Source organism: Bradyrhizobium sp. RP6, assembly GCF_003837805.1.
Taxonomy (GTDB): Bacteria; Pseudomonadota; Alphaproteobacteria; order Rhizobiales; family Xanthobacteraceae; genus Bradyrhizobium.
Map to the genome: position 1 here is coordinate 133951 of NZ_RQIT01000015.1, position 23085 is coordinate 157035.

22 protein-coding genes are annotated in these 23085 nt (G+C 66.4%); 10 read left to right on the forward strand and 12 right to left on the reverse strand.

What is annotated here, in order from left to right; genetic code table 11:
• Positions 1-73 precede the first annotated feature (73 nt).
• Complete coding sequence (locus EHH60_RS24760) at positions 74-1612, reverse strand: YifB family Mg chelatase-like AAA ATPase (protein ID WP_124162022.1); 1539 nt, start codon at positions 1610-1612, stop codon at positions 74-76.
• Positions 1613-1840: 228 nt separating this feature from the next.
• On the opposite strand from EHH60_RS24760, the gene EHH60_RS24765 reads away from it, so the two are divergent.
• Together EHH60_RS24765 and EHH60_RS24770 are read left to right on the forward strand one after the other, a co-directional pair.
• Positions 1841-2086 (forward strand): PilZ domain-containing protein, encoded by a 246-nt coding sequence (locus EHH60_RS24765; protein WP_124162023.1) that lies wholly within the window; start codon positions 1841-1843, stop codon positions 2084-2086.
• Between the two features lie 79 nt (positions 2087-2165).
• Positions 2166-2936, forward strand: a complete 771-nt coding sequence (locus tag EHH60_RS24770; protein WP_124162024.1) for a tetratricopeptide repeat protein — start codon at positions 2166-2168, stop codon at positions 2934-2936.
• 76 nt (positions 2937-3012) lie between these two features.
• Here EHH60_RS24770 and EHH60_RS24775 read toward each other — a convergent pair whose 3' ends face one another.
• From EHH60_RS24775 to rsmI, 7 genes are all read right to left on the reverse strand, one after another.
• Positions 3013-4302 (reverse strand): CpaE/TadZ family protein, encoded by a 1290-nt coding sequence (locus EHH60_RS24775; RefSeq protein ID WP_124162025.1) that lies wholly within the window; start codon positions 4300-4302, stop codon positions 3013-3015.
• On the reverse strand, positions 4299-5033 hold the full coding sequence (locus EHH60_RS24780; protein WP_124162026.1) for a CpaD family pilus assembly protein: 735 nt from the start codon (positions 5031-5033) through the stop codon (positions 4299-4301). Before EHH60_RS24780 ends, EHH60_RS24775 begins: the two co-directional genes overlap by 4 nt.
• A gap of 56 nt (positions 5034-5089) precedes the next feature.
• On the reverse strand, positions 5090-6607 hold the full coding sequence (locus EHH60_RS24785) for a type II and III secretion system protein family protein (protein ID WP_124162027.1): 1518 nt from the start codon (positions 6605-6607) through the stop codon (positions 5090-5092).
• 10 nt (positions 6608-6617) lie between these two features.
• Positions 6618-7436: a Flp pilus assembly protein CpaB gene (cpaB, locus tag EHH60_RS24790; protein ID WP_124162028.1), complete on the reverse strand. Its 819-nt coding sequence runs from the start codon at positions 7434-7436 to the stop codon at positions 6618-6620.
• Between the two features lie 367 nt (positions 7437-7803).
• On the reverse strand, positions 7804-8748 hold the full coding sequence (gene gshB / locus EHH60_RS24795) for a glutathione synthase (RefSeq protein ID WP_124162029.1): 945 nt from the start codon (positions 8746-8748) through the stop codon (positions 7804-7806).
• A gap of 10 nt (positions 8749-8758) precedes the next feature.
• Positions 8759-9160 carry a YraN family protein gene (locus EHH60_RS24800; protein ID WP_028178952.1) on the reverse strand — a complete coding sequence of 134 codons (402 nt, stop codon included), beginning with the start codon at positions 9158-9160 and terminating at the stop codon, positions 8759-8761.
• Entirely contained in the window at positions 9147-10097 is a 951-nt protein-coding gene (gene rsmI / locus EHH60_RS24805) for a 16S rRNA (cytidine(1402)-2'-O)-methyltransferase (protein WP_124162030.1), read from the reverse strand. Before rsmI ends, EHH60_RS24800 begins: the two co-directional genes overlap by 14 nt.
• A gap of 351 nt (positions 10098-10448) precedes the next feature.
• On the opposite strand from rsmI, the gene EHH60_RS24810 reads away from it, so the two are divergent.
• Entirely contained in the window at positions 10449-11681 is a 1233-nt protein-coding gene (locus tag EHH60_RS24810) for a penicillin-binding protein activator (protein ID WP_124162031.1), read from the forward strand.
• A 57-nt stretch (positions 11682-11738) separates the two neighbouring features.
• Here the strand turns inward: EHH60_RS24810 and hemW are convergent, their stop codons facing one another.
• Genes hemW through rph form a run of 3 tightly spaced genes read right to left on the reverse strand, consistent with a single transcriptional unit; the run spans position 11739 to position 14299 of the window.
• On the reverse strand, positions 11739-12923 hold the full coding sequence (hemW, locus tag EHH60_RS24815; protein WP_124162065.1) for a radical SAM family heme chaperone HemW: 1185 nt from the start codon (positions 12921-12923) through the stop codon (positions 11739-11741).
• 16 nt (positions 12924-12939) lie between these two features.
• Positions 12940-13575 (reverse strand): RdgB/HAM1 family non-canonical purine NTP pyrophosphatase, encoded by a 636-nt coding sequence (rdgB, locus tag EHH60_RS24820; protein ID WP_124162032.1) that lies wholly within the window; start codon positions 13573-13575, stop codon positions 12940-12942.
• A 10-nt stretch (positions 13576-13585) separates the two neighbouring features.
• Entirely contained in the window at positions 13586-14299 is a 714-nt protein-coding gene (rph, locus tag EHH60_RS24825) for a ribonuclease PH (protein ID WP_028178946.1), read from the reverse strand.
• Between the two features lie 168 nt (positions 14300-14467).
• Between rph and hrcA the strand changes: the two genes are divergently transcribed.
• The gene (hrcA, locus tag EHH60_RS24830) at positions 14468-15556 is read left to right on the forward strand and encodes a heat-inducible transcriptional repressor HrcA (RefSeq protein WP_124162033.1); all 1089 of its coding nucleotides are present in this window, start codon (positions 14468-14470) and stop codon (positions 15554-15556) included.
• Between the two features lie 96 nt (positions 15557-15652).
• The gene (grpE, locus tag EHH60_RS24835) at positions 15653-16270 is read left to right on the forward strand and encodes a nucleotide exchange factor GrpE (RefSeq protein ID WP_124162034.1); all 618 of its coding nucleotides are present in this window, start codon (positions 15653-15655) and stop codon (positions 16268-16270) included.
• A gap of 147 nt (positions 16271-16417) precedes the next feature.
• Here the strand turns inward: grpE and EHH60_RS24840 are convergent, their stop codons facing one another.
• Positions 16418-17359 carry a hypothetical protein gene (locus tag EHH60_RS24840; protein WP_199751949.1) on the reverse strand — a complete coding sequence of 314 codons (942 nt, stop codon included), beginning with the start codon at positions 17357-17359 and terminating at the stop codon, positions 16418-16420.
• Positions 17360-17752: 393 nt separating this feature from the next.
• On the opposite strand from EHH60_RS24840, the gene dnaK reads away from it, so the two are divergent.
• The 5 genes from dnaK to pyrF all read left to right on the forward strand — a co-directional run bounded on the left by dnaK (position 17753) and on the right by pyrF (position 23075).
• On the forward strand, positions 17753-19654 hold the full coding sequence (gene dnaK, locus EHH60_RS24845) for a molecular chaperone DnaK (protein WP_025033017.1): 1902 nt from the start codon (positions 17753-17755) through the stop codon (positions 19652-19654).
• A gap of 245 nt (positions 19655-19899) precedes the next feature.
• Complete coding sequence (dnaJ, locus tag EHH60_RS24855) at positions 19900-21036, forward strand: molecular chaperone DnaJ (protein ID WP_124162036.1); 1137 nt, start codon at positions 19900-19902, stop codon at positions 21034-21036.
• 86 nt (positions 21037-21122) lie between these two features.
• Positions 21123-21722 (forward strand): class I SAM-dependent methyltransferase, encoded by a 600-nt coding sequence (locus tag EHH60_RS24860; RefSeq protein ID WP_124162037.1) that lies wholly within the window; start codon positions 21123-21125, stop codon positions 21720-21722.
• 57 nt (positions 21723-21779) lie between these two features.
• On the forward strand, positions 21780-22358 hold the full coding sequence (locus EHH60_RS24865; RefSeq protein ID WP_124162038.1) for an NADPH-dependent FMN reductase: 579 nt from the start codon (positions 21780-21782) through the stop codon (positions 22356-22358).
• Positions 22359-22364: 6 nt separating this feature from the next.
• Positions 22365-23075 (forward strand): orotidine-5'-phosphate decarboxylase, encoded by a 711-nt coding sequence (gene pyrF, locus EHH60_RS24870; RefSeq protein WP_124162039.1) that lies wholly within the window; start codon positions 22365-22367, stop codon positions 23073-23075.
• Positions 23076-23085 lie beyond the last annotated feature (10 nt).

Below are 23085 nucleotides of genomic sequence, written 5' to 3' on the forward strand. Positions count from 1 at the left end.
CGAAACGCGCGGGCCTTATGGTTTGCAGAGCGTAAAGGAAAGTCGTTACCGCCGGGTTGATGCGAGGGCGCGATCACGCCATCTGCCGCACATCCTCCGCGAGTGCGCGGTAGGACAGCGCTTCGGCCAGATGCAGCCGGCCGATCTTGTCGGCGTGGTCGAGGTCGGCGAGCGTGCGCGCCACCCGCAGCACGCGGTGATAGCCGCGCGCCGACAGCCGCATGGTCTCGGCGGCATCCCGCAGCAGCTTGGCGCCTTGCGCATCCGGCTTTGCGATTTCCTCCAGCACGGAGGCGGGCGCCTCGGCATTGGTGCGGACCTTTGGCAGGCCGGCATCCGCATAGCGCGCGAGCTGGATGTCGCGCGCCGCCGCCACGCGTGCGGCGACCTCGGCCGATCCCTCCGCCGGCGGCGGCAGGATCAGGTCCGCCGCGGTCACGGCCGGCACCTCGATGCGCAGATCGATGCGGTCCATGAGGGGACCGGAGATGCGCGCCTGGTAGTCGCCGGTGCAGCGGTCGATGCGGCCGCGCTTGCAGGCATAGCCGGGCTCGAACGCATTGCCGCAGCGGCAGGGATTCATCGCCGCGACCAGCATGAAGCGGGCAGGGTAGGTGACGCGGTGATTGGCGCGCGACACCGCGACCTCGCCGTTCTCCAGCGGCTGGCGCAGCGAATCCAGCACGCGCGGATCGAACTCCGGCAGCTCGTCGAGGAACAGCACGCCCTGATGCGCCAGCGAGATCTCGCCGGGCCTGGCGCGCATGCCGCCGCCGGTGAGCGCGGCCATGCTGGCGGAATGATGCGGCGAGCGGAACGGGCGCCGCGCCGTCAGCGCACCGCCCTCGATCTCGCCGGCGACGGACGCGATCATCGAGACCTCGAGCAGCTCGCCCGGCGACAACGGCGGCAGGATCGAGGGCAGGCGCGCGGCCAGCATCGATTTGCCGGCGCCGGGCGCACCGACCATGAGCAAATGATGCCCGCCAGCGGCCGCGATCTCCAGCGCGCGCTTGGCGCTTTCCTGGCCCTTGATGTCGCGCAGGTCGAGCGTGGAGGCGGCGGCCTCGTGCACCTTCGGCGAGGGCCGCGACAGCACCTGCGTGCCCTTGAAGTGATTGGCGATCTGGATCAGCGAACTCGCTGCGATGATCTGGATGTCGGGGCTCGCCCAGGCCGCTTCGGAGCCGCAGGCCGCCGGGCAGATCAGCCCTTCCTCGCGCATATTGGCGCCGATCGCGGCGGGAAGAACGCCGGCCACTGGGGCGATCGAGCCGTCGAGGCCGAGCTCGCCGAGAACGGTGAAGCCGGTCAGCGCATCCGGCGGGATCGCGCCGATCGCCGCCATCAGCCCGAGCGCGATCGGCAGGTCGTAATGGCTGCCTTCCTTCGGGACGTCGGCCGGCGCCAGATTGACGATGATCCGCCGCGCCGGCAGCGCCAGTCCCGAGGCGATCAGCGCCGAGCGCACCCGTTCGCGCGCCTCGGACACCGCCTTGTCCGGCAGGCCGACAATGGCGAAGGCCGGCAGGCCGGGGGCGACCTGCACCTGCACGTCGACCGCGCGGGCCTCGATCCCCTCAAAGGCGACGGTAGAAACCCGCTGAACCATGCTCGAACCAGCCTGCCCCTTTCGCGCAATTAGGGGTAGCAGAGCGCGGCCGCCTGCGCAAGAACAATACGGGAACATTCCCCGGCGCCGCGCCAGTCCTAACCAGTCGTAAACGCGACACGGAGACTACGTCTCAAAAGCTCCCTTCTGTCCTCAGCACATTCCAACGAATGTCCATTACTTCTGAGGCTGCGGGATGGGCCGTGATCTAACAAGTGAAGAAGCAAGATGCTTGCAAATCGCCGGAGAAGCGAACGTCGGGTATGCAGCCGGCTCGCCAAGATTCATCTTGGCGCGGGCTCGCTGCCGCGGGACTGCACGATCACGGATATTTCGGACGGCGGTGTGAAAGTGGTGGCGGAATTCTTGGAAGTGCCGCCGGAATTCACCATCATCTTCGCGCCCGACTATTCCCGCCAATGTCGCCTGCGCTGGCGCATCGGCTGCGAGTTCGGCGCCGAGTTCGTCGACTAGGCCGCAAGGGCCGCGCTCTTTAACGGGACTTTAGCGTTAATGGGTCAGCATCTCTGATCAGTTGCCGAGTGATCAGAGTATGTCCAAGCGTTCGTTGCTCGCCTCACCGGCGAGATTCCTGCTTCCCGCGTTCCTGGTGCTCGGCCTCGGCGGCTGCCAGACCGCCGGCATCGAAGACGTGACCGGCGCGCTCGGCGTCAGATCGGAACCGGCCAGCAAAGCTGACGCCAAGCCGGATATGGCCGCCTTGCGCGAGCGCTATCGCGCCAGGCCCGGCGATCCCGGCGTTGCGCTCGCCTACGGCAAGGCGCTGCGCGAGACCGGTCAGCGCGCACAGGCCGTCGCAGTGCTGGAGCAGGCCGTGCTCGGCCATCCCAGCAACAAGGCGCTGCTCGCCGGCTATGGCCGAGCGCTCGCCGACAACGGCAATTTCCAGCAAGCCTTCGACGTCCTCGGCCGCGCGCATTCGCCTGAGGATCCGGACTGGCGCATCCTGTCGGCGCAGGGCGCCGCGCTCGATCAGCTCGGCCGCAACGAGGAGGCGCAGCAATATTACGCCGCGGCGTTGAAGATCGTGCCGAACGAGCCGACCGTGCTGTCCAATCTCGGTCTGTCCTATATGCTGCAAAACAATCTGCCGAAGGCCGAACAGGTGCTCGGCCGCGCTTACCAGGGCAATCAGAACGATGCGCGGGTCCGCGCCAATCTCGCGCTCGTGCTGGGATTGCAGGGCCGCGAGTCCGAAGCCGAAATACTCGTGAAGGCCGATTTGCCGCCCGATCAGGCGGCGGAAAAGGTCGCGGCGCTGCGGCAGCTGCTGGCGAAGAAGCAGCAGCGGGCGGACAAGTAGCCGCCCTTTCCAGGTTCCTGTTTCGACGCGTCGTGACGCGAACCGGGATCCGCTTCGCGCGAAAAGGCGCCTGCCGCTACGACGCCTTGCGATGCGGGGCTGACCCGCGCCCCGGCCTGCCCTTGAGCTTCTTCAACAGCGGCTCGAGCAGCGAGCGCTTCGGCTTCTTCACCTCGCCGCGGCCGGCGAGGCGGTTCGCCAGGTTCTGGAACAGAAGGGTGGTGCGGTGGGTCCTGGAGACCTCGGCGATCATCTGGCCGTTGTTGGCTGCGGTCGAGAACAGCTTCGAATCGAACGGGATCACCGCGATCGGCTGGCTCTCCATCGTCTTGGCGAACGCCTTGACATCGATCTCCGCGCGCTTGTGCATGCCGACCTGGTTGAGGCAGTACAGCGGCGGGCGATCGTTGGGGCGTGCCGCTGTCAGCACGGTCAGCATGTTCTTGGTGTTGCGCAAGTTGGCGAGATCGGGCTCGGCCACGATCACGATGTCGTCGGCGTTCACCAGCGCGCGCCGCGTCCAGCCGGACCATTGATGGGGAACGTCGAGCACGATGCAGGGCGTGGTCATGCGCAGCGTGTCGAACACCGCATCGAAAGCTTCGGCACCGAAATCGTAGACGCGGTCGAGCGTAGCCGGCGCCGCCAGCAGGCTGAGGCGATCGGTGCATTTGGCGAGCAGGCGCTCCATCAGTGCCGTGTCCGGCCGGTCCTGCGACAGCACCGCATTGGCGATGCCCTGTATCGGATCCTGGTTGTAGTCGAGGCCCGCCGTGCCGAAGGCGAGGTCGAGATCGATCACGACGGAATCGAGCGCGAGGTCTCGGGCGATGGTCCAGGCCACATTGTGCGCGACGGTGGACGCACCGACGCCGCCCTTGGCGCCGACCACGGCGATGACGCGGCCGGTGATGATGGCTTCGGAGGCCGAGAACAGGCTGCAGATCGAGCGGACGACGTCGAGGGTTTCGACCGGGCCGACCACGTAGTCGTTGACGCCGCGGCGCACCAGCTCGCGATAGGGCGCGGTGTCGCTGGGGCTGCCGATCACGACCACGCGGGTGCCGGGATCGCAGACGCCGGCGAGGTCGTCCAGGCCCTCGAGGATGTCGCGCGTGCCGTCGGACTCGATGACGATCACGTTCGGCGTCGGCATCGATTCGTAGACCTCGATGGCCGCGGCGAGGCCGCCGTCCTTGACGGTGAGGTGGGCCTTGGCGAGCCGGCGATCCTCGCCCGCCGCGGACACCGCCTTGAGCGTCTGCTCGGTCTCGCAAAAGGCTTGCACGGAAATGCGAGGAACCGGTGCAATGTGTTCCTCGGGGTGCCGCGGATCGTCCGCTTCTTCGTGGTCGAAGCTTGTCATTTGCCGGTGTCGCTGAGTTTGGCCTTGTCGGATTCGGGGTAGGGAGTCGCGGTCGTCGTGCCCTTGCGATAGCGTTCGAACGCGATGTTGCGCCGTGCGGTATAGGCCGGCGTTTCGGCGCGCGGCTGCTCGAGATCGGCCGGGTTGTCGATCATGGCCGCGAGATTGCGCTGGCTGGCGCAGCCCAGATTGAAATAGGGCCGGTTCTCGTTGTAGCCGGGATCGAGGATCGAGGGGCCGATGTCTTCCGGCCACAGTCCGCAGGGGCCGGCGACCGCCGCGATTTTCGAGTAACTCAGGCGGATGGTGGGCAGCAGCCCGGGATCCTCAGAGCGATAGGGATGCTGGACGATGGCACGCGACGGCACGCCGCCGGACGCGAGCACGGACCGGATCTCCTGGTAGGTCGCGGCTGCCGCGCGCGAATTGGCGGTGTCGACAGGCACGTCCACGATGACGGAGCCGGTGCCTTCGCGCGTCCAGTCCCGCGCGATGCCCGCGACGTCCGAATGCTGCGCCGGCGAGAGGCCGCCTCTCGCCTTGCCGACGAAGATCACGATCGAGCGCTTGCCCTCCTGCACTGCGATCGGGTGACGCTGGCGATAATCGGTCGGCACCGTCTGGGTGACGATCTCGCCGGTGGTGTTGCAGGCGCCCAGCATGACGGAGATCCCCGCCAGTGCCAGCACCACGCGCAGATTGCGACGTCGATTGGCTGTCGTCTTCGTCATCGCCTCATCCCCTGCTGCCCCAATTCCTGCACCGATCCCCACGCCGCGCGTTCGTCTCAGTCGATGATGAAGCCGAAATCACCCGGCGTGCCGCCGATCGGATCGACGCGGCGCGCGATGCCGTAGAGGCGGTTCATGCGGCCGAGCAGCGCCGTCTGCGCATCCGAGGCCGGCGCAAAGCCGTCGTCGGGCCGCGACAATTCCTTCTGGGCGACCGCGCGCACCACATAGGGCGTCACGATCACCATCAGCTCGGTCTCGTTGTTGACGAAGTCCTGGCTGCGGAACAGCGCGCCGATGATCGGCAGCTGGTCGACGCCGGGCAGGCCGTTGATCGCCTGCTTGGTCTGCTGCTGGATCAGGCCGGCCATCGCCATCGAGCCGCCCGAGGGAATCTCCAGCGTGGTCTCGGCGCGGCGGGTCTGGATCGACGGGATGGTGATCGAGCTGGTCTGGCCCGCGGACACCGCTTGCGTCACGGAGATGGCGTTCTGACTCGACAGCTCCGAGACTTCGGTCATCACGCGCAGGCTGATACGTCCCTCGCTGAGCACGACCGGCGTGAAGTTCAGGGAGATGCCGAATTTCTTGTAGGTGATCTGGGTGGTGCAGACATGGGTGACCGGATCGCAGGAGTAGCCCGCAGGGATCGGGAATTCGCCGCCGGCGATGAAAGTGGCGGACTCGCCGGAGATCGCCGTCAGGCTGGGCTCGGCCAGGGTCCGCATCACGCCGGCGCTTTCCATCGCGCGCATCGTGGCGTTGACCGTGGCCACGCCTTTCGCGAGTCCCGTGACACCGAGCCCGTTGCTGCTGACGAGCGGGCCGCCGGAGACCGAGAACGGGTTGGAGTTGTTGAAATTCACCACCGCGGTGCCGGCATTCAGGCTGGCGCTGAGATCGACGCCGAGCTGCTTGACGATGTCGCGGCGCACTTCGCCGACCACGACCTTGAGCATCACCTGGTCGCGGCCGCGCACGACGATGTTGTTGACGATCTTGTCCGAGCCGCCGACGAGCTTGGCGGCGACGTCGCCGGCCTGCTGGGCCTCGACCGGGCTCGACACCGAGCCGGTCAGCATCACGCTGTCGCCGACGCCTTCGATCTGCACGCCCGGCAAGGACTGGCGCAGCGCCGCGCGCATGCCGTTGAGATCGCGCTTCACGGCGATGTCGTAGGAGGCGACCTGCTGGCCGTCGGCGGTGAAGAACACGACGTTGGTCTGGCCGACCTGGCCGCCGATGATATAGGCGCGCTGCGCCGAGCGGATCACCGCGTTGGCGATCTTGGGATCGGCCACGAGCACGTCCTTGACCTCGCGCGGCAGGTCGATGACGACCGACTTGCCGACGCCGAGCGACAGGAATCGCGTTCTCGCGGGCGTAACCGTCGAGACCGGCGACACGCCGAGCTCAGGCGCTTGCATCGGCGTCTGGTCGCCGACCGGCGCATCCGCGGCGCTGACGGCCTCGGAGGCTGCGAGCAGCCCCAGCATCAACATCGTCCCCGCCAGGAACGAGCGCGCGCGCTTCCCCCGAATGCGCAGGCCCGTCCGATCGCCCCCGTAGCTCATGCTATCCCCATCACTTCTGTGACGTCAGTTGTCGTGCCTGCACGCCGTAACGAATCACGTTCACGCCGCCCGGGCGCCTGATCGCCTGGTCCTCGGGCGTGCCGTCGATGGCATTGGCATCGACGATGCTGCGCAGCGCGAGCGTCAGCGTGCCGCCCTGGCGTGCGGCCGAAAGTACTGCGACCTGGTCGGGCCTGAGCTCGAGCGTGACGGTCTTGCCGATCACGGCGTTCTGGCCGTCCTTTTCCTTCGGCGCCTGGTCGATCGCGAGCACGCGGATGTTCATGAGAATCACCTCGGACAGGACGAGGTCGTTGCCGCCGGTCGGGCCGTCGTTGTTGCCGTCGGGATTCTTCAGGCGGCGGGTCAGGACGATGTCGACGCGGTCATTCGGAAGGATGAAGCCGCCGGCTCCCGTTTCGGCTGAAATCTCGGTGGAGACGGCGCGCATCCCGGACGGCAGGATCGCGGCCATGAAGCCGGAGCCTTCGGCCCTGACCAGCTTCTGCTCGCGGATCGGCTCGCCCTGCATCAACGGCACGCGTGCGATCGAGCCGGCGATCTGGGTCTGCGCGTCGGGCCTGCCGTCGCGGCGGATGAAGGCGCTGCTGGCAGTGGCGGCCGGCCAGGCCTGCCATTGCAGGTCGTCGGGCTTTACGGCCTGGCCGAGCTGGATATCGTTCTTCGCGACGAGCACCTCGACCGTCGGCAGCTTCTCGGCGACGGGAAGGGCAGGCGCGGGCTTGTTGTCGAAGCCGCTCGCCAGATACGCAGCGACGCCGCCGGCGCCCAGCGCGATGACGAGAACGACGATGCGTGCGGTGTTCATGCGCCTCTACTCTTACGCGGGGCACTCGAACCGCACCTTGCGTGTTCCCCCGCGTCGATGAGTAGGGAGCAAAAGTATAAGGGGTGTTGCGAGGCCGAATGCGATGACCGGCCGCGATGCTGGTTTTCGGCAGATGGTGAACGTGGCGTTATTCGATCCGCCAGCGGCTCCGTAGTTTCACGTAAGCGCGCCCCTGCGCTCGAACGAACGCGGGCGGCTTCATGGTGAACGCGTGGTTAGCGATGCGCGCGTGATGGGTGCCAACGGATCGCAGCCACGCTCCCCGCAACATCGGTGTCGTCCCGGCGTTCGCCGGGACGACGTTGAGGAGAGTTCGTGCGCTCCCCAACGCAATCGTTGCAAAGCGTTACTTCTTCCGCTTCTGCTCGATCACGTTCCAGATCCTCGCTGCGACGTCAGGGCCGCCGAGCCGCGCGATGGCGCGGATGCCGGTCGGCGAGGTGACGTTGATCTCGGTGAGGTTGCCGTTGATGACGTCGATGCCGACGAACAGGAGGCCGCGCGCGCGCAACGCCGGGCCGACGGTGGCGCAGATCTCGCGCTCGCGCGGGGTGAGCTCCGTCTCCTGGGCCGCGCCGCCGCGCACCATGTTTGAGCGGAGGTCGTCGGCGGCCGGCACGCGGTTCACCGCGCCGGCGAACTCGCCGTCGACCAGGATGATGCGCTTGTCGCCGTGCTTCACCTCGGGGATGAATTGCTGGATCACCCAGGGCTCCCTGAACGTCACCGAGAACATGTCGAACAGCGACCCGAAATTCATGTCCTGCGGCATCACGCGGAACACCGCCGCGCCGCCATGGCCGTGCAGCGGCTTCATGACGACGGCGCCGTGCCTGTCGCGAAACGCGTTGATCTCGTCCAGGTCGCGCGAGATCAGCGTCGGCGGCATCAGCTGCGGAAAGTTCATCACGAACAGCTTTTCCGGTGCGTTGCGCACCGAGGCGGGATCGTTGACCACCAGCGTCTTCGGATGGATGCGCTCCAGGAAATGCGTCGAGGTGATGTAGGCGAGGTCGAACGGCGGGTCCTGGCGGAGCAGCACCACGTCAAAGCCGTTCAGCGCTTCGCGCCTGGGCTCGCCCAAGGTGAAGTGGTCGCCGGGCTCGTCGCGCACGGTCAGGAGCTGAACCGGCGCGACCAGCTCTTCGCCGACCATCGAGAGCTTGTCGGGCGTGTAATAGGACAGGCCATGGCCGCGCTTCTGCGCTTCCAGAAGCAGCGCAAAGGTGGAATCGCCCTTGATGTTGATGCGGGCGATGGGATCCATCTGGACGGCGACATTGAGTTTCATGGTCTGCCTTTCAGGTCGAGGCGTCGAATGCCGCCAACACATGGCGCGGAAGCGAGCGCGGCGCAATCAGCATGGCGTCGAATCGCAATTCGAATTCGGCATGCTCGGGATGCGCTACGAGCCAGCCTTGTGCGGCGTCGATGATGCGCTGCTGCTGGCGCGGCGTCACGGCGAAAGCGGCGTCATCCAGGCTCGCCCGCGCCTTGACCTCGACGAAAGCGATCAGGTTGCGGCGGCGCGCCACGATGTCGATCTCGCCATGCGGGGTGCGGTAGCGCTTGGCGAGGATGCGATAGCCCTTGGCCATCAGATAGGCCGCGGCGCGGCTCTCCGCGGAAATGCCGGTGCGGAACGCGGCGACGCGCTCGGGCGAGGCGACCTTCGGCTCCCTAGGGATCTCAGTCTTCGCCATCGCCGCCTCGCAGATCCTTTGCGAGCTCCAGCGCACGGGCATAGACCTCGCGGCGCGGCCGGCCCGACAGTGCGACCGCATGCGCCACGGCATCCTTGACGCTGTTCGCGGCAAGCTGCTCGCGCAAGAGCCCGTCGAGCGCGTCCGATGCCAGCACGTCGGCGTCCGCTGCGGGCGGGCCGATCACCAGAACGAACTCGCCGCGCGTCTCCGGTGCGTCGGCCTGCCGCGCGAGCTCGGCGAGCGGCGCACGCCTGACCTCCTCGTGCAGCTTCGTCAGCTCGCGGCAGACCGCGGCCTCGCGTGCGCCCATGATCTCCGCGAGATCGTCCAAGGTGGCCTGCATACGGTTGCCCGATTCGAACATCACCAGCGTCGCGTCGATGCGCGCAAGCTCGGCGAGGCGCGCGCGGCGCGCCGCGGATTTCGCCGGCAGGAAACCCTCGAAGAAGAAGCGGTCGGTCGGCAGCGCGGCGACCGACAGCGCTGCCAGCACCGAGGACGGGCCCGGCAGCGCATACACCGGATGGCCGGCGGCGCAGACCTCGCGCACCAGCTTGAAGCCGGGATCGGAGATCAGCGGCGTACCGGCGTCCGACACCAGCGCGACCGAGCCGCCTTGCGCCAGCGCCTCCAGAAGCTTCGGGCGCGCCGCTTCCGCATTGTGCTCGTGATATTGCTTGAGCGCTGCTGCGATCGCATAGCGCTCGGTCAAGCGGCGCGTGATGCGGGTGTCCTCGCAGGCGATGATATCGACGCCGGCGAGCGTCTGAAGCGCCCGCAGGGTGATGTCGCCGAGATTGCCAATGGGTGTCGCGACCAGATAGAGACCCGGCGCAGCCTTCGGCGCCGCGAGCCGATGGGCATCGATGGAGAAACCGCGCGAGGCGGTGTCTTGAGCTTCAGGCGTATTTATCGGGGCCGGCTTTGCGCGCATAATGAAGTCAACTTAGGCACGATCCGCAGGGCTGGGAACCTTCTGGTCGAAAAAGATCGTGCCCAAGATCGTGCCCAGATGGGGGGCGAGGAACGGACGGGAATGTGATCGGCCGGGATCACCTTGAGTGGGAATGAGGGGCCTTCGCGCCATATTCACGACGGAAACGCCGCCTTGATGCTGGAAGAGCGACGGCGAACGGCTGCCGGAACGGGAAGGCGGTCGCGTTAAGCGGCTGTTATCCTTTTGTTTTGGTTAACTGTTTGCCGACTATATGCCTGAATCCGCGGCCTGTGTCGCGGAAGGAATGTCGTGACGGGCCGGCGACGGCCAGTCAGAAGAGAAGCTGCCATGGTGGGCCCGCGTCATCCAAACTCTCCGGTTCCGGTGTTCCGATCGTCGGGGGCGACCCGCCGGAGTGCGCTCGGCCTGCTGCTCGGTGCGCCCGTGCTGTCGGCCTGCGCCGGCGTGCAGCAAAGTCTCAGCCAGTTCTCCAACCCGTTCTCGAGCTCCGCACCGCCGGCTCAGCCGGCAGGTCCCCAGCAACAGGCCACGACCGCCGGCACCGGCGGCGTGAAGGTCGGTCTGATTCTGCCGCTTTCGGCCGCCGGCAATGCCGGCCTTGCCGCGCAATCCATGCGCAACGCCGCCGAGATGGCGCTGGCCGAGTTCCAGAATCCGAACATCCAGCTCCTGATCAAGGACGACAATGGCAGCCCGCAAGGCGCGCAAACCGGCGCCCAGCAGGCGGTCGACGAAGGCGCCGAGATCATCCTCGGGCCGCTGTTCGCGCAGTCGGTGCCGGCGGTGGCGCAGGTCGCGCGCACGCGCGGCATTTCCGTCATCGCCTTCTCGACCGATTCCAGCATCGCCGGCCGCGGCGTCTATCTGCTCTCGTTCCTGCCGGAGTCCGACGTCAACCGCATCGTCGAATATTCCGCCAGCATCGGAAAGCGCTCCGTCGCCGTGCTGGTGCCCGACAATGCCTATGGCAATGTCGTCGAAGCGGCGGTGAAGGCCGCGGTGCCGCGGCGCGGCGGGCGCATCATCGCCTTCGAGAAATACGGCGCCGATCGCGCCACGCCGGCTCGCACCGTGGCGCAGCAGCTCGGCGGCGCGGATGCGCTGTTCATTGCCGATGACGGCGATGCGGTGGTCTCAGTGGCGGATGCGATGACGGCCGCAGGCGCGAATCTGCGCAACATCCAGCTGCTCGGCACCGGCCTGTGGGACAATCCGCGCGTCTATGCCAGTCCGAACCTGCAAGGCGGCCTTTACGCCGCGCCCGATCCGGCCGGCTTCCGCGCCTTCTCCGGCCGCTATCGCACCAAATATGGCGGCGATCCGGTGCGGACCGCCACGCTCGCCTATGACGCGGTCGCCCTGGTCGCAGCGCTCGCGCGCACGCAAGGTCCCACGCGCTTCTCGTCCGACGTGCTCACGAACCCTTCCGGCTTTGCCGGCATCGACGGCCTGTTCCGCTTCCGCGCCGACGGCACGAATGAACGGGGTCTCGCGGTGATGAAGGTGACGCAGGGTGGCGGCGTCGCGGTCGCGGGCTCGCCGAAGAGTTTTGGGGCGTGACGGTTCACCTCCCGCTTGCAAGCGGGCGAGGGAGCGCAGCGCGGTTTTGGTTCCGACTCAGGCCGCGAGATCCGCGACCACCGCATCCAGCACCGGGAAGCCGCTGTTGGTCACGCGCAGGCGGCCCGTCGGGTCCACCGTGATCGCGCCTTCCTCGCGCAAGAGCGCGATGCGGCGGGGGTCGAGCGGGCGGCCCGCGAGTGCCTTGTACCGCTCGGGGTCGATGCCCTCGGCAAGGCGCAATCCCATCAGCAGGAATTCGTCGGCGCGCTCCTCGCTGTTGAGGAGCTCGTCGGTGACGACGCCGTGGCCGTCGGTCTCGACGCGCAGCAGCCAGGCCTCCGGACGCTTCTCGGTGGCGGTGGCGTGGCGCACGCCATCGATATCGAGGCGGCCGTGCGCGCCGGGGCCGATGCCGGCATATTCCTCGCCGCGCCAGTACACCAGATTGTGCCGACACTCGGCGCCGCGCCGGGCGTGATTGGAGATCTCGTAGGCGGGCAGACCCAGCCTGTCGCAGGTCTCCTGCGTGACATCATAAAGAGCGCGCGCAACCGCTTCATCCGGCGTCTTCAATTTGCCGGCCTGGTGCAGGCCGAAGAACGGCGTGCCTTCCTCGATCGTCAATTGATAGAGTGACAGATGCTCGGCCGCTTCATCGATCGCAAGACGCAGCTCGTCGGCCCACATCGCCGGCGTCTGGTCGGGACGGGCGTAGATCAGGTCGAACGAATAGCGGTCGAACGAGCGGCGGGCGATGGCGACGGCATCGAGTGCCTCGCGCGCGCTGTGCATGCGGCCGAGCGCCTTCAGCGAGGCATCGTCGAGCGCCTGCACGCCGAGCGAGACGCGGTTGACGCCGGCGGTGCGATAGCCGGCGAAGCGCGTGGCTTCGACGCTGGTCGGGTTCGCTTCCAGCGTGACTTCGACGTCGCCCGCGACGGACCAGTGCTTGCCGATCGCATCGAGCACGGCGCCGACGGTTGCGGGCTGCATCAGGGACGGCGTGCCGCCACCGAGGAAGATCGAGGTGACCTCACGTCCGGGGACGCGCGCGGCGGTCGCAGCGATCTCGCGCGCAAAGGCCGAAGCGAAGCGCGCCTCGTCGATCGCGGCGTGTCGAACGTGGCTGTTGAAGTCGCAATAGGGGCACTTCGACAGGCAGAACGGCCAGTGCACGTAGACGCCGAAGGCTTCGGATTCTTGTTTTGACGCGTTTTCCCGGCGCGAACCGGTGTCCACTTCGCTCGAAAACGCTCTAGCGCGGCTCAAGGCAGATCTCCGCCAGTTTCACGAAGGCGCGGGCGCGGTGCGACAGGCCGAGGCCAAGCGGCGGCAGGCCGTGCTTCTCGATGCTCTCCATCTCGCCGAAGGTGCGGGTGTGGCCATCGGGCAGGAACATCGGGTCGTAGCCGAAGCCGGCAGTCCCGCGCGGCGGCCAGACCAGCGTGCCGTCGACGCGCGCCTCGACCTCTTCGAGATGATCGTCGGGCCAGGCGACGCACAGCGCGGAGACGAAGTGCGCCTTGCGCTTGTCCGGCGTGCTGGCGCCACGCTCCTGCAACAGGCGCTCGATCTGCGCCATCGCCGCGTTGAAATCCTTGGAGGGGCCGGCCCAGCGCGCGCTGTAGATGCCGGGCGCGCCGTCGAGCGCATCGACGACGATGCCGGAATCATCGGCGAAGGCGGCAAGCCCGGTCGCCTGCGCCGCCGCGATCGCCTTGATGGCGGCGTTGCTGCGGAAATCGCTGCCGGTTTCCTCCGGCTCGGACAGGCCGAGCGCTCCCGCCGACACCGCTTCGATGCCGTACGGCGCAAGCAGCTCCCGCATCTCGGCGAGCTTGCCGGGATTGTGGGTCGCGATGACCAGCTTGTCCGTGATTCGGCGGTGCATGGCCTATTGACTACGCCACAGCCAGTTTCTGCAAGTCCACCAGGCGCGCGACACCCTTGCGGGCCAGCGCCATCAGCGCCAGGAGCTCGGCTTCCGTGAACGGCTCGCGTTCCGCGGTGCCCTGCACCTCGATGATGCGGCCGTCGCCGGTCATGACGAAATTGGCGTCGGTCTCGGCCTCGGAATCCTCGGCATAGTCGAGATCGAGCACCGGCGTGCCGTTGTAGATGCCGCAGGAGATCGCGGCGACGTTGTCGCGCAGCACGTTGGCCTTGACCATGTTCCGCGCCTTCATCCAGTTGACGCAGTCGGCGAGGGCGACCCAGGCGCCCGTGATCGATGCCGTGCGCGTGCCGCCGTCGGCCTGGAGCACGTCGCAATCGACCGTGATCTGGCGCTCGCCGAGCGCCTCGAGATTGATGATGGTGCGAAGCGAGCGGCCGATCAGGCGCTGGATCTCGACGGTGCGGCCGCTCTGCTTGCCGGCGGAGGCCTCGCGGCGGGTCCGTTCCGACGTGGCGCGCGGCAGCATGCCGTATTCGGCGGTGACCCAGCCGCGGCCCTGGCCCTTCAGCCACGGCGGCAGGCGGTCCTCCAGCGTGGCGGTGACCAGCACGTGCGTGTCGCCGAATTTCACCAGGCAGGAACCTTCCGCATATTTCACCACGCCGCGCTCCAGCGTCACGGGGCGCAATTCGTCAGGCGCACGGCGGCTTGGCCGCATGGGAAATCCTCCAAAACTCACGGGAAAAGGCTGCTCGCGGTGCTTGTAGGTGGGGCGGGGATGGGCGGCAAGGTTTTTTCACCCGCTGATTTCGCGGCCGCAAACGCCACGCTTGTCAGAAGCGCCCGGGATAGACAAATTACGAGTATCTGAGAGGAGTTACCGTCTGTGGCCCATCACGATCCGATCCATCTGATCGCGCCGCGCGCAGGCCTTGCCCAGCTCAACGAGCGTTCCCGCGACATTTTTCGTCAAATTGTCGAAAGCTATCTGACGACCGGCGAGCCTGTCGGCTCGCGCAACATTTCCCGCCTGATCGCCATGCCGCTGTCGCCGGCGTCGGTCCGTAACGTCATGGCCGATCTGGAGCAGCTCGGCCTGATCTATGCCCCGCACACCTCCGCCGGCCGGTTGCCGACGGAACTCGGCCTGCGCTTCTTCGTCGATGCCCTGATGCAGGTCGGTGACCTCAACGAGGCTGAGCGGCAGTCGATCCAGAGCCAGCTCGCCTCGGTGGGCGAGGCGCAGTCGGTCGAGGCGGCGCTGGACCAGGCCCTGATGCGGCTTTCCGGCCTGACCCGGGCCGCCGCTGTGGTGTTGACGCCAAAATCCAATGCGCGGCTAAAGCACATCGAATTCGTCCGGCTGGAACCGGAGAAGGCTCTGGTGATCCTCGTCGGCGAGGACGGCCAGGTCGAAAACCGCGTGCTGACGCTGCCGCCTGGAGTTCCCTCCTCTGCGCTCACCGAAGCCGGCAATTTCCTCAATGCGCGGATCCGCGGCCGCACGCTGGCCGAGGCGCGGCTCGAGCTCGAGACGGCACTTGGAGAGGCCCGTGCCGAGCTCGATCAGCTGACGCAAAAGGTGATCTCGGCCGGCATCGCCAGCTGGTCCGGCGGCGAGAACGAGGATCGCCAGCTGATCGTCCGCGGCCATGCCAATCTGCTTGAAGATCTGCATGCGCTGGAGGATCTGGAGCGCGTTCGCCTGTTGTTCGACGATCTCGAGACCAAGCGCGGCGTGATCGACCTGCTCGGCCGCGCCGAGACGGCGGAGGGCGTGCGCATCTTCATCGGCAGCGAGAACAAGCTGTTCTCGCTGTCGGGGTCCTCCACCATCATCTCGCCCTATCGGGATGCCGCCGGCCACATCGTCGGCGTTCTCGGTGTGATCGGCCCGACGCGGCTGAATTATGCCCGCGTGATCACGACCGTGGACTACGCTGCCCGTATCGTCAGCCGCCTTCTGGGGGGCTGACCGGCGTTTCCGCCGATCACGGGCGCTTGATTTTCGCGAGCTTAGGCACGATATCCGGGCCAACAATCCCTGGAAACGAGTTCGAGATTAGAGCCGATGACCGAGCAAGACCGGCAACCTCAAGACACGGCTGCAGCGACCGGCGAGCCCGTGGTGTCAAAGCCCTACATCATGCCTGACGATCCCGAGCCCGGCTCGGCCGAGACGTTGCAGAAGGAAGCCGCCGAGGCGCGCGACCGCATGCTGCGGACGCTGGCCGAGATGGAGAATCTGCGCAAGCGCACCAGCAAGGAGGTCGCCGACGCGAGGCTCTATGGCATCACCGGCTTTGCTCGCGATGTGCTCGACATCGCCGACAATCTCCAGCGCGCGCTCGATGCCGTTCCGGCGGAAGCGCGTGCCGCGGCCGATCCCGGCCTTACGGCGCTGATCGAGGGTGTCGAGTTGACCGAACGCTCGCTGCACAGCGCGCTCGAGAAGCATGGCGTGAAGAAGCTCGATCCGCAGGGTCAGAAGTTCGACCCGAACTTCCACCAGGCTATGTACGAAGTGCCTGACGCGTCGGTGCCCTCGGGCACCGTGGTGCAGGTCATGCAGGCCGGCTACACCATCGGCGAGCGCGTGCTGCGCCCGGCGCTGGTCGGTGTCGCCAAGGGCGGTGCGAAGGCAGCCCCCGCCGCCAACAACAATGAATCGAACAGCGCGCCGAACTGATCGAACCTGATGGTGAGGAGGCGCCAAGCGCCGTCTCGAACCATGTAGGCCCCCGCAGTTGCGGCTCGACCTTCACCCTCCGAGGCGTGCGCGAACAAGCGTACTCCTCGAGCGAGGAAGGACGCGCGTTGCGCTTGCGGATGCAGGCTAGCCCTTCGGCTGGATGCCGTCGCGGACGGCGCGGAAGCGGGTGAAGGCGGGCAGCCACTGGTCGCGTGGGGCGCTGGCGATGATGCGCAATGATGCGCCGCCAGTCGAGAAGCGGATCCACTGCACCACGGTCACGGGGATCTTGTCCTTGCCACTGACGCCGTCGATCCGGGTCTCGAAGCCCTGCTGGCCGTTGATGCGAATCGGCTCGGACATGGTGATGCGCGACTCGCGCACGCCGGGAATCTGGAGCGCCGCCTCCTGGGCGAAGCGGGCGCGGTCGTCGGCGGCTTGCGGGGTGGCGCCGATCACGCCGAGAATCATGAACGGCTTCGACTCGTAACCCGTGCTCTCATCGCCGTCGGCGAGGATGATGCTGCTGCCCGGCGCGAGCGTTCGGATGTCCTTGAAGTCGGCGAGATCGGTGATCTTGAACGGCATCAGCGCGATCTGCTCTTCAGCCGAGACCTGCCTGCGGGTGACGGTGCTCGCAAACATCTGCCGCACCGCTTCATCCGTGTAGATCTTGGTCGCATTCTCCGGGATCTGCACCGCGACATAGCCGGAGAAGCCGGCGCCGGGCACGATCATCGAATAGCGCTTCACCGGGGTATCGCCGGCCTTGCCGCTTTCGGTGGTGAAATAGGCGAGGCCCGCGGGGGTCTCGATCTTGTCCTGCGTGACGCCGTTGGTCCCGGCGGGATTGGAATTGAAGGCGCTCGCGACCTCGCCATAGGCCGCCGGCGGCAGCTCGGTGACCAGCACCTTGACGCTGCCATCCTCGCTCTCGAAGCCCGGAAAGGTCTTGGCCGTGCTGAGGCCGATCAACGGCACCATGCCGAGACGCAAGCCCGGGGGGAAGACGGCGTCGGCGGCGAAGGCCGGACACGCGGAGGCGGCGAGGAGGGCGAGCGCGGCGAGGGGGCGGATCAGCTTCATGGGCACTCTGATTGGTTCACATTGAGGCCGTTCGATGGTCGGCCACCGGGCCGCTTTGTCGCGTGAAGCAGTGGCGCCGGCTGTCCGGCCGGTCCGCCTTTTAGCGGGTTTGGCCTTGCCGCAACAGGGCGGGCCCGTTGCGGTAACGGAGGCTTGCCGAAGCCCGAACCTGTTAATAATTCCTCTCCCGCAAGGGCGGTGGGGCCCGGACATCATCTTCCAAAACCCAATGTTTTCGCGGCAGAAACGTAGCTTCGGTCCTTGCGGGCTCCTCCCCCCCTCCTATATGAGCCTCAATCATCGCAATATCGCGGATGTTTGATCTTAGGGGGTTTCGGTTCGGGTGCCTTCTGGGCCCAGCCAACCTGCCGCAAAAAGAAGGGTATCAGGACCATGGGAAAGGTCATTGGGATCGATCTCGGCACCACGAATTCGTGCGTCGCCGTAATGGATGGCAAGAACGCCAAAGTCATCGAGAATTCCGAAGGCATGCGCACGACGCCTTCGATCGTCGCCGTGACTGACGACGGCGAGCGCCTCGTCGGCCAGCCGGCCAAGCGCCAGGCCGTCACCAATCCCGAGCGCACCTTCTTCGCAGTGAAGCGCCTCATCGGCCGCCGCTACGACGACCCGATGGTCGAGAAGGACAAGAAGCTCGTCCCGTACAAGATCGTGAAAGCCTCCAACGGCGACGCCTGGGTCGAGGCCGACGGCCAGACCTATTCGCCCTCGCAGGTCTCGGCGTTCATCTTGCAGAAGATGAAGGAGACCGCGGAAGCCCATCTCGGCCAGAAGGTCGACCAGGCCGTCATCACCGTTCCCGCCTACTTCAACGACGCCCAGCGCCAGGCGACCAAGGACGCCGGCAAGATTGCGGGCCTCGAAGTGCTGCGCATCATCAACGAGCCGACCGCGGCCGCGCTCGCCTATGGCCTCGACAAGACCAAGGCCGGCACCATCGCCGTGTACGACCTCGGCGGCGGCACCTTCGATATCTCCATTCTCGAGATCGGCGACGGCGTGTTCGAGGTGAAGTCGACCAACGGCGACACCTTCCTCGGCGGCGAAGACTTCGACATGCGCCTCGTGGGTTATCTGGCCGATGAGTTCCAGAAGGAGCAGGGCATCAACCTGCGCAACGACAAGCTCGCGTTGCAGCGCCTGAAGGAAGCCGCTGAAAAGGCCAAGATCGAACTGTCCTCGACGACGCAGACCGAGATCAACCTGCCGTTCATCACCGCGGACCAGACCGGTCCGAAGCATCTGACGATGAAGCTCACCCGCGCCAAGTTCGAGGCGCTGGTCGACGACCTCATCCAGAAGACCGTCGAGCCCTGCCGCAAGGCGCTGAAGGATGCCGGCGTCACCGCCGGTGAAATCGGCGAAGTCGTTCTGGTCGGCGGCATGTCGCGCATGCCGAAGGTCCAGGAAGTCGTGAAGCAGCTGTTCGGCAAGGAGCCGCACAAGGGCGTCAACCCGGACGAAGTCGTGGCGATCGGCGCCGCGATCCAGGCCGGCGTGCTCCAGGGCGACGTCAAGGACGTGCTGCTGCTCGACGTGACCCCGCTGTCGCTGGGCATCGAGACGCTGGGCGGCGTGTTCACCCGCATCATCGACCGCAACACCACGATCCCGACCAAGAAGAGCCAGGTGTTCTCGACGGCTGAAGACAATCAGAATGCCGTCACCATCCGCGTCTTCCAGGGCGAGCGTGAAATGGCGGCCGACAACAAGATGCTCGGCCAGTTCGACCTGATGGGCATCCCGCCGGCTCCGCGCGGCATGCCGCAGATCGAGGTGACCTTCGACATCGACGCCAACGGCATCGTCAACGTCTCGGCCAAGGACAAGGCCACGGGCAAGGAGCAGCAGATCCGCATCCAGGCCTCGGGTGGTCTGTCGGAAGCCGACATCGAGAAGATGGTCAAGGACGCCGAGGCCAATGCCGAGGCGGACAAGAAGCGCCGCGAGGCCGTGACCGCCAAGAACGAGGCCGATGGCCTGGTGCATTCGACCGAGAAGGCGCTGGCGGAGCACGGTTCGAAGGTCGCCGAGAGCGAGCGCCGCGCCATCGAGGATGCCGTCAGCGACCTCAAGGAAGCGCTGAAGGGCGACGATGCCGAGGCGATCAAGGCCAAGACGCAGACGCTGGCGCAGGCTTCGATGAAGCTCGGCGAGGCCATGTACAAGCAGCAGGCCGAGGCCGACGCCAAGAAGGATGCGGCCAAGGACGACGTCGTCGATGCGGAGTTCACCGAGGTCGACGACGACAAGAACAACAAGAAGTCCGCCTGAACCCCGAGAGGGTGATGATGCGGGCGGCTTGGACCCCACACGCTTCTTCGGCCTCCCCCTTCGCGGGGGAGGCTGTCGTGTCGAGGTCGCCGGGGCACGCTCCCGCTACGATCGATCAATTCCCAGCCGTTATTCTCAGCGCTGCCATGCTGCCCTCTGCCGCAAGGTCGAGGGGCGCCTATATCGCCATGTGTCAGCGTTGTTTCGCGCCAACTTGAATCGCGATTGGATAGACCGAGCTCATCATGTCCACGTCCACCAAGCGCTGCTACTACGAGACCCTGGAAGTCGAACGCGACGCCGACGAAGGCAAGCTGAAATCGTCGTTCCGCAAGCTGGCGATGAAATTCCATCCCGATCGCAATCCCGGGGATGAGACCAGCGAAGTCAAGTTCAAGGAAATCAACGAGGCCTACGAGGTCCTGAAGGACAAGGACAAGCGCGCCGCCTATGACCGTTACGGCCACGCCGCCTTCGAGCAGGGCGGCGGTTTCGGCGGCGGTGCCGGTTTCGGCGCGGGCTTCGCCTCCTCGTTCTCCGACATTTTCGAAGACCTGTTCGGCATGGCCGGCCAGCGCGGTCGCGGCGGCCGCGAGCGTGGGGCCGACCTGCGCTACAACATGGAAATCACCCTCGAGGAAGCGTTCGGCGGAAAGACCGCGCAGATCGAGATTCCGGTCTCGGTCACCTGCGAGGCCTGTTCGGGCATCGGTGCCAAGGCCGGCACCAAGCCGAAGACCTGCTCGACCTGCGGCGGCGCCGGCCGCGTGCGGCAGTCGCAGGGCTTCTTCACGCTGGAGCGGACCTGTCCCGGCTGCCAGGGGCGCGGTCAGATGATCGAGGACGCCTGCCCGGCCTGCGCTGGCCAGGGCCGGGTCACCCGCGAGCGCACGCTGTCAGTCAACATTCCGCAAGGCGTCGAGGATGGCACACGGATCAGGCTCGCCGGCGAGGGAGAGGCCGGGGTCCGCGGCGGCCCGCCCGGCGACCTCTACATCTTCCTCTCGCTGGCCCAGCATCAGTTCTTCCAGCGCGACGGTGCCGATCTGCATTGCCGTGTGCCGATCTCGATGGTCACCGCCGCTCTCGGAGGCGAATTCGAGGTGCCGACGATCGAGAAGAGCAAGGCCAAGGTGAAGGTGCCGGCCGGAACCCAGTCGGGCCGCCGATTTCGCATTGCATCAAAAGGCATGCCGGTGCTCCGCTCCCGCCAGACCGGCGACATGTATGTCCAGGTCGTGGTCGAGACGCCGCAGAACCTCACCAAGAAGCAGCAGGAATTGTTGGCCGAGTTTGAAAAGCTTTCCTCCGGCAACACCCAGCCGGAATCCGATGGCTTCTTCGCCAAGGTCAAGGATTTCTTCGGTAATCGGGCGAGTTGACTCGGCTTGACCGTGCCGCCTTCGGCCTATACGTCTTTATGACCATTTTCTGACACGCCGCTCCCGCGGTCCCGTCCGGTCCCGACATGCCATTGCCATCGTCCGCGCGTGCGTTGAAGAAGCCTCGTCTTGACGACGAGGTGCGCTTTCTCAGATCGTGGATCGAAAAGCCGCTGCACATGGGCGCTGTGATGCCGTCGGGCAAGCTGCTGGCCCGGACCATGGCCCATTACGTCGATGTCGATTCGGACGCGCCCGTGGTCGAGCTCGGGCCCGGGACCGGCGCCATCACCTCGGCCTTGATCGAGCGCGGCGTGGATCAGAAGCGTCTCGTCCTCGTCGAATACAATCCCGGATTCTGCGCGCTGCTGCGCGACCGCTACCCACAAGCCAAGGTGGTGCAGGGCGATGCCTATCGCCTTCGCGACACGCTCTGGAATGTCTTGAGCGCGCCGGCCAGCGCAGTAGTCTCGGGCCTGCCGCTCGTCACAAAACCGATGCTGACGCGGCTGCGGCTCATCCGTGACGCCTTCAACGCGCTCGCGCCCGGTGCGCCGTTCATCCAGTTCACCTATGCGGTGGTGCCGCCGATCCCGAAATCGCTGCCCGGCGTGTCCACAGAGGCTTCGGAACGGATCTGGATGAACCTTCCGCCGGCTCGCGTCTGGGTGTATCGCAAGGACTAATTCCGCCGGCTCTTCCTTTTGCGCGGCGGGCCCGTTTCGCCGAACGCATGGGATTGGATGTCCGCGCCCAAAATCCTGATCATTCCCGGCTCGCTGCGCACCGGCTCGCATAATGCGAAGCTGGCCGCGGTCGCCGCCTATGAATTCGCCCGGGCCGGCGTCGACGTCACCCGCATCTCGCTCGCTGACTTCCCGCTGCCGATCTATGACGGCGATCTCCAGGCCAAATCCGGCGTTCCCAAGCACGCGATCAATCTCAAGCGCATGATCGGCGCCCATCACGGCGTGCTCATCGTCTCGCCCGAATACAACGCCTCGGTGCCGCCGCTGCTCAAGAACGCGATCGACTGGGTCAGCCGCGTGCACGAGCTGCACGAAGCGCGCGGGCAGGTGTTCCGCAATCGCGTCTTCGCGCTCGCCGGCGCTTCGCAGAGCCGCCTTGGCGCGGCCCGGGCGCTCCAGGCCTTGCGGCTGATTCTCGCCTCCTGCCACGCCAATGTGATTGCCAGCCAGCTCACGCTCGCCTTTGCCGACCAGGCCTATGACGATATGGACAGACTGAAGAATGAGGGCGATACCGCCGCGTTGAAGGAGCTGGTAGCGCAGTTGATCGACGTTTCCCAACGCATGATGTGAGGTGATATGACGCCAGCCGAGATCGCCCCCAAGGACCGCCTGATCGTTCCGCTCGATGTTTCGAGCCCGGAGGCTGCGGAGGCGATGGTCGCAAGGCTCGGGGACAGCGTCACGTTCTACAAGATCGGCTATCAGCTCGCCTATGCCGGCGGCCTGCCGCTGATCGGCAAGCTCGCCGACAGGGGCAAGAAGGTGTTTGCTGATCTCAAGATGCACGACATCGGCAACACCGTGATGCGCGGTGTCGAGAGTGTCGCCAAGCTCGGGGCGACTTTCCTCACCGTCCACGCTTATCCGCAGACCATGAAGGCGGCGGTCATAGGGCGTGGCGGATCGAGCTTGAAGATTCTCGCGGTCACAGTGCTGACCTCGTACAACGACGACGATCTGCACGCGGCCGGGTATCGGCTCGGCGTTTCCGAGCTGGTCGAAGCGCGCGCGCAGCAGGCCCAGGTGCTCGGCATCGATGGACTCGTCTGCTCGCCGGAAGAGGTGGGTGCCTTGCGCAAGATCGTCGGCCATCAGATGAGCATCGTCACGCCTGGGATCCGTCCGGCGGGCGCACCGACCGGCGACCAGAAGCGCGTCATGACGCCGGCGCGTGCGATCGCTGCGGGCGCCGACTATCTCGTCGTCGGACGGCCGATACTCGATGCGTCCGATCCCAAGGCGGCGGCCGATGCAATCCAGGCCGAGATCGTGCAAGCGCTCAGCTAATCAACAAGGG

Excerpts from the sequence above, each read along its gene's own strand:
- EHH60_RS24865 (WP_124162038.1), top strand. The coding sequence starts at position 21,780 with ATGTCCGCGCCCAAAATCCTGATCATTCCCGGCTCGCTGCGCACCGGC.
- EHH60_RS24810 (WP_124162031.1), top strand. The coding sequence starts at position 10,449 with ATGGTGGGCCCGCGTCATCCAAACTCTCCGGTTCCGGTGTTCCGATCG.
- rdgB (WP_124162032.1), bottom strand. The coding sequence starts at position 13,575 with ATGCACCGCCGAATCACGGACAAGCTGGTCATCGCGACCCACAATCCC.
- cpaB (WP_124162028.1), bottom strand. The coding sequence starts at position 7,436 with ATGAACACCGCACGCATCGTCGTTCTCGTCATCGCGCTGGGCGCCGGC.
- EHH60_RS24785 (WP_124162027.1), bottom strand. The coding sequence starts at position 6,607 with ATGAGCTACGGGGGCGATCGGACGGGCCTGCGCATTCGGGGGAAGCGC.
- EHH60_RS24770 (WP_124162024.1), top strand. The coding sequence starts at position 2,166 with ATGTCCAAGCGTTCGTTGCTCGCCTCACCGGCGAGATTCCTGCTTCCC.
- EHH60_RS24775 (WP_124162025.1), bottom strand. The coding sequence starts at position 4,302 with ATGACAAGCTTCGACCACGAAGAAGCGGACGATCCGCGGCACCCCGAG.
- EHH60_RS24860 (WP_124162037.1), top strand. The coding sequence starts at position 21,123 with ATGCCATTGCCATCGTCCGCGCGTGCGTTGAAGAAGCCTCGTCTTGAC.
- EHH60_RS24760 (WP_124162022.1), bottom strand. The coding sequence starts at position 1,612 with ATGGTTCAGCGGGTTTCTACCGTCGCCTTTGAGGGGATCGAGGCCCGC.
- pyrF (WP_124162039.1), top strand. The coding sequence starts at position 22,365 with ATGACGCCAGCCGAGATCGCCCCCAAGGACCGCCTGATCGTTCCGCTC.
- rph (WP_028178946.1), bottom strand. The coding sequence starts at position 14,299 with ATGCGGCCAAGCCGCCGTGCGCCTGACGAATTGCGCCCCGTGACGCTG.
- dnaK (WP_025033017.1), top strand. The coding sequence starts at position 17,753 with ATGGGAAAGGTCATTGGGATCGATCTCGGCACCACGAATTCGTGCGTC.
- grpE (WP_124162034.1), top strand. The coding sequence starts at position 15,653 with ATGACCGAGCAAGACCGGCAACCTCAAGACACGGCTGCAGCGACCGGC.
- EHH60_RS24765 (WP_124162023.1), top strand. The coding sequence starts at position 1,841 with ATGCTTGCAAATCGCCGGAGAAGCGAACGTCGGGTATGCAGCCGGCTC.
- rsmI (WP_124162030.1), bottom strand. The coding sequence starts at position 10,097 with ATGCGCGCAAAGCCGGCCCCGATAAATACGCCTGAAGCTCAAGACACC.
- EHH60_RS24800 (WP_028178952.1), bottom strand. The coding sequence starts at position 9,160 with ATGGCGAAGACTGAGATCCCTAGGGAGCCGAAGGTCGCCTCGCCCGAG.
- EHH60_RS24780 (WP_124162026.1), bottom strand. The coding sequence starts at position 5,033 with ATGACGAAGACGACAGCCAATCGACGTCGCAATCTGCGCGTGGTGCTG.
- dnaJ (WP_124162036.1), top strand. The coding sequence starts at position 19,900 with ATGTCCACGTCCACCAAGCGCTGCTACTACGAGACCCTGGAAGTCGAA.
- EHH60_RS24840 (WP_199751949.1), bottom strand. The coding sequence starts at position 17,359 with ATGAAGCTGATCCGCCCCCTCGCCGCGCTCGCCCTCCTCGCCGCCTCC.
- gshB (WP_124162029.1), bottom strand. The coding sequence starts at position 8,748 with ATGAAACTCAATGTCGCCGTCCAGATGGATCCCATCGCCCGCATCAAC.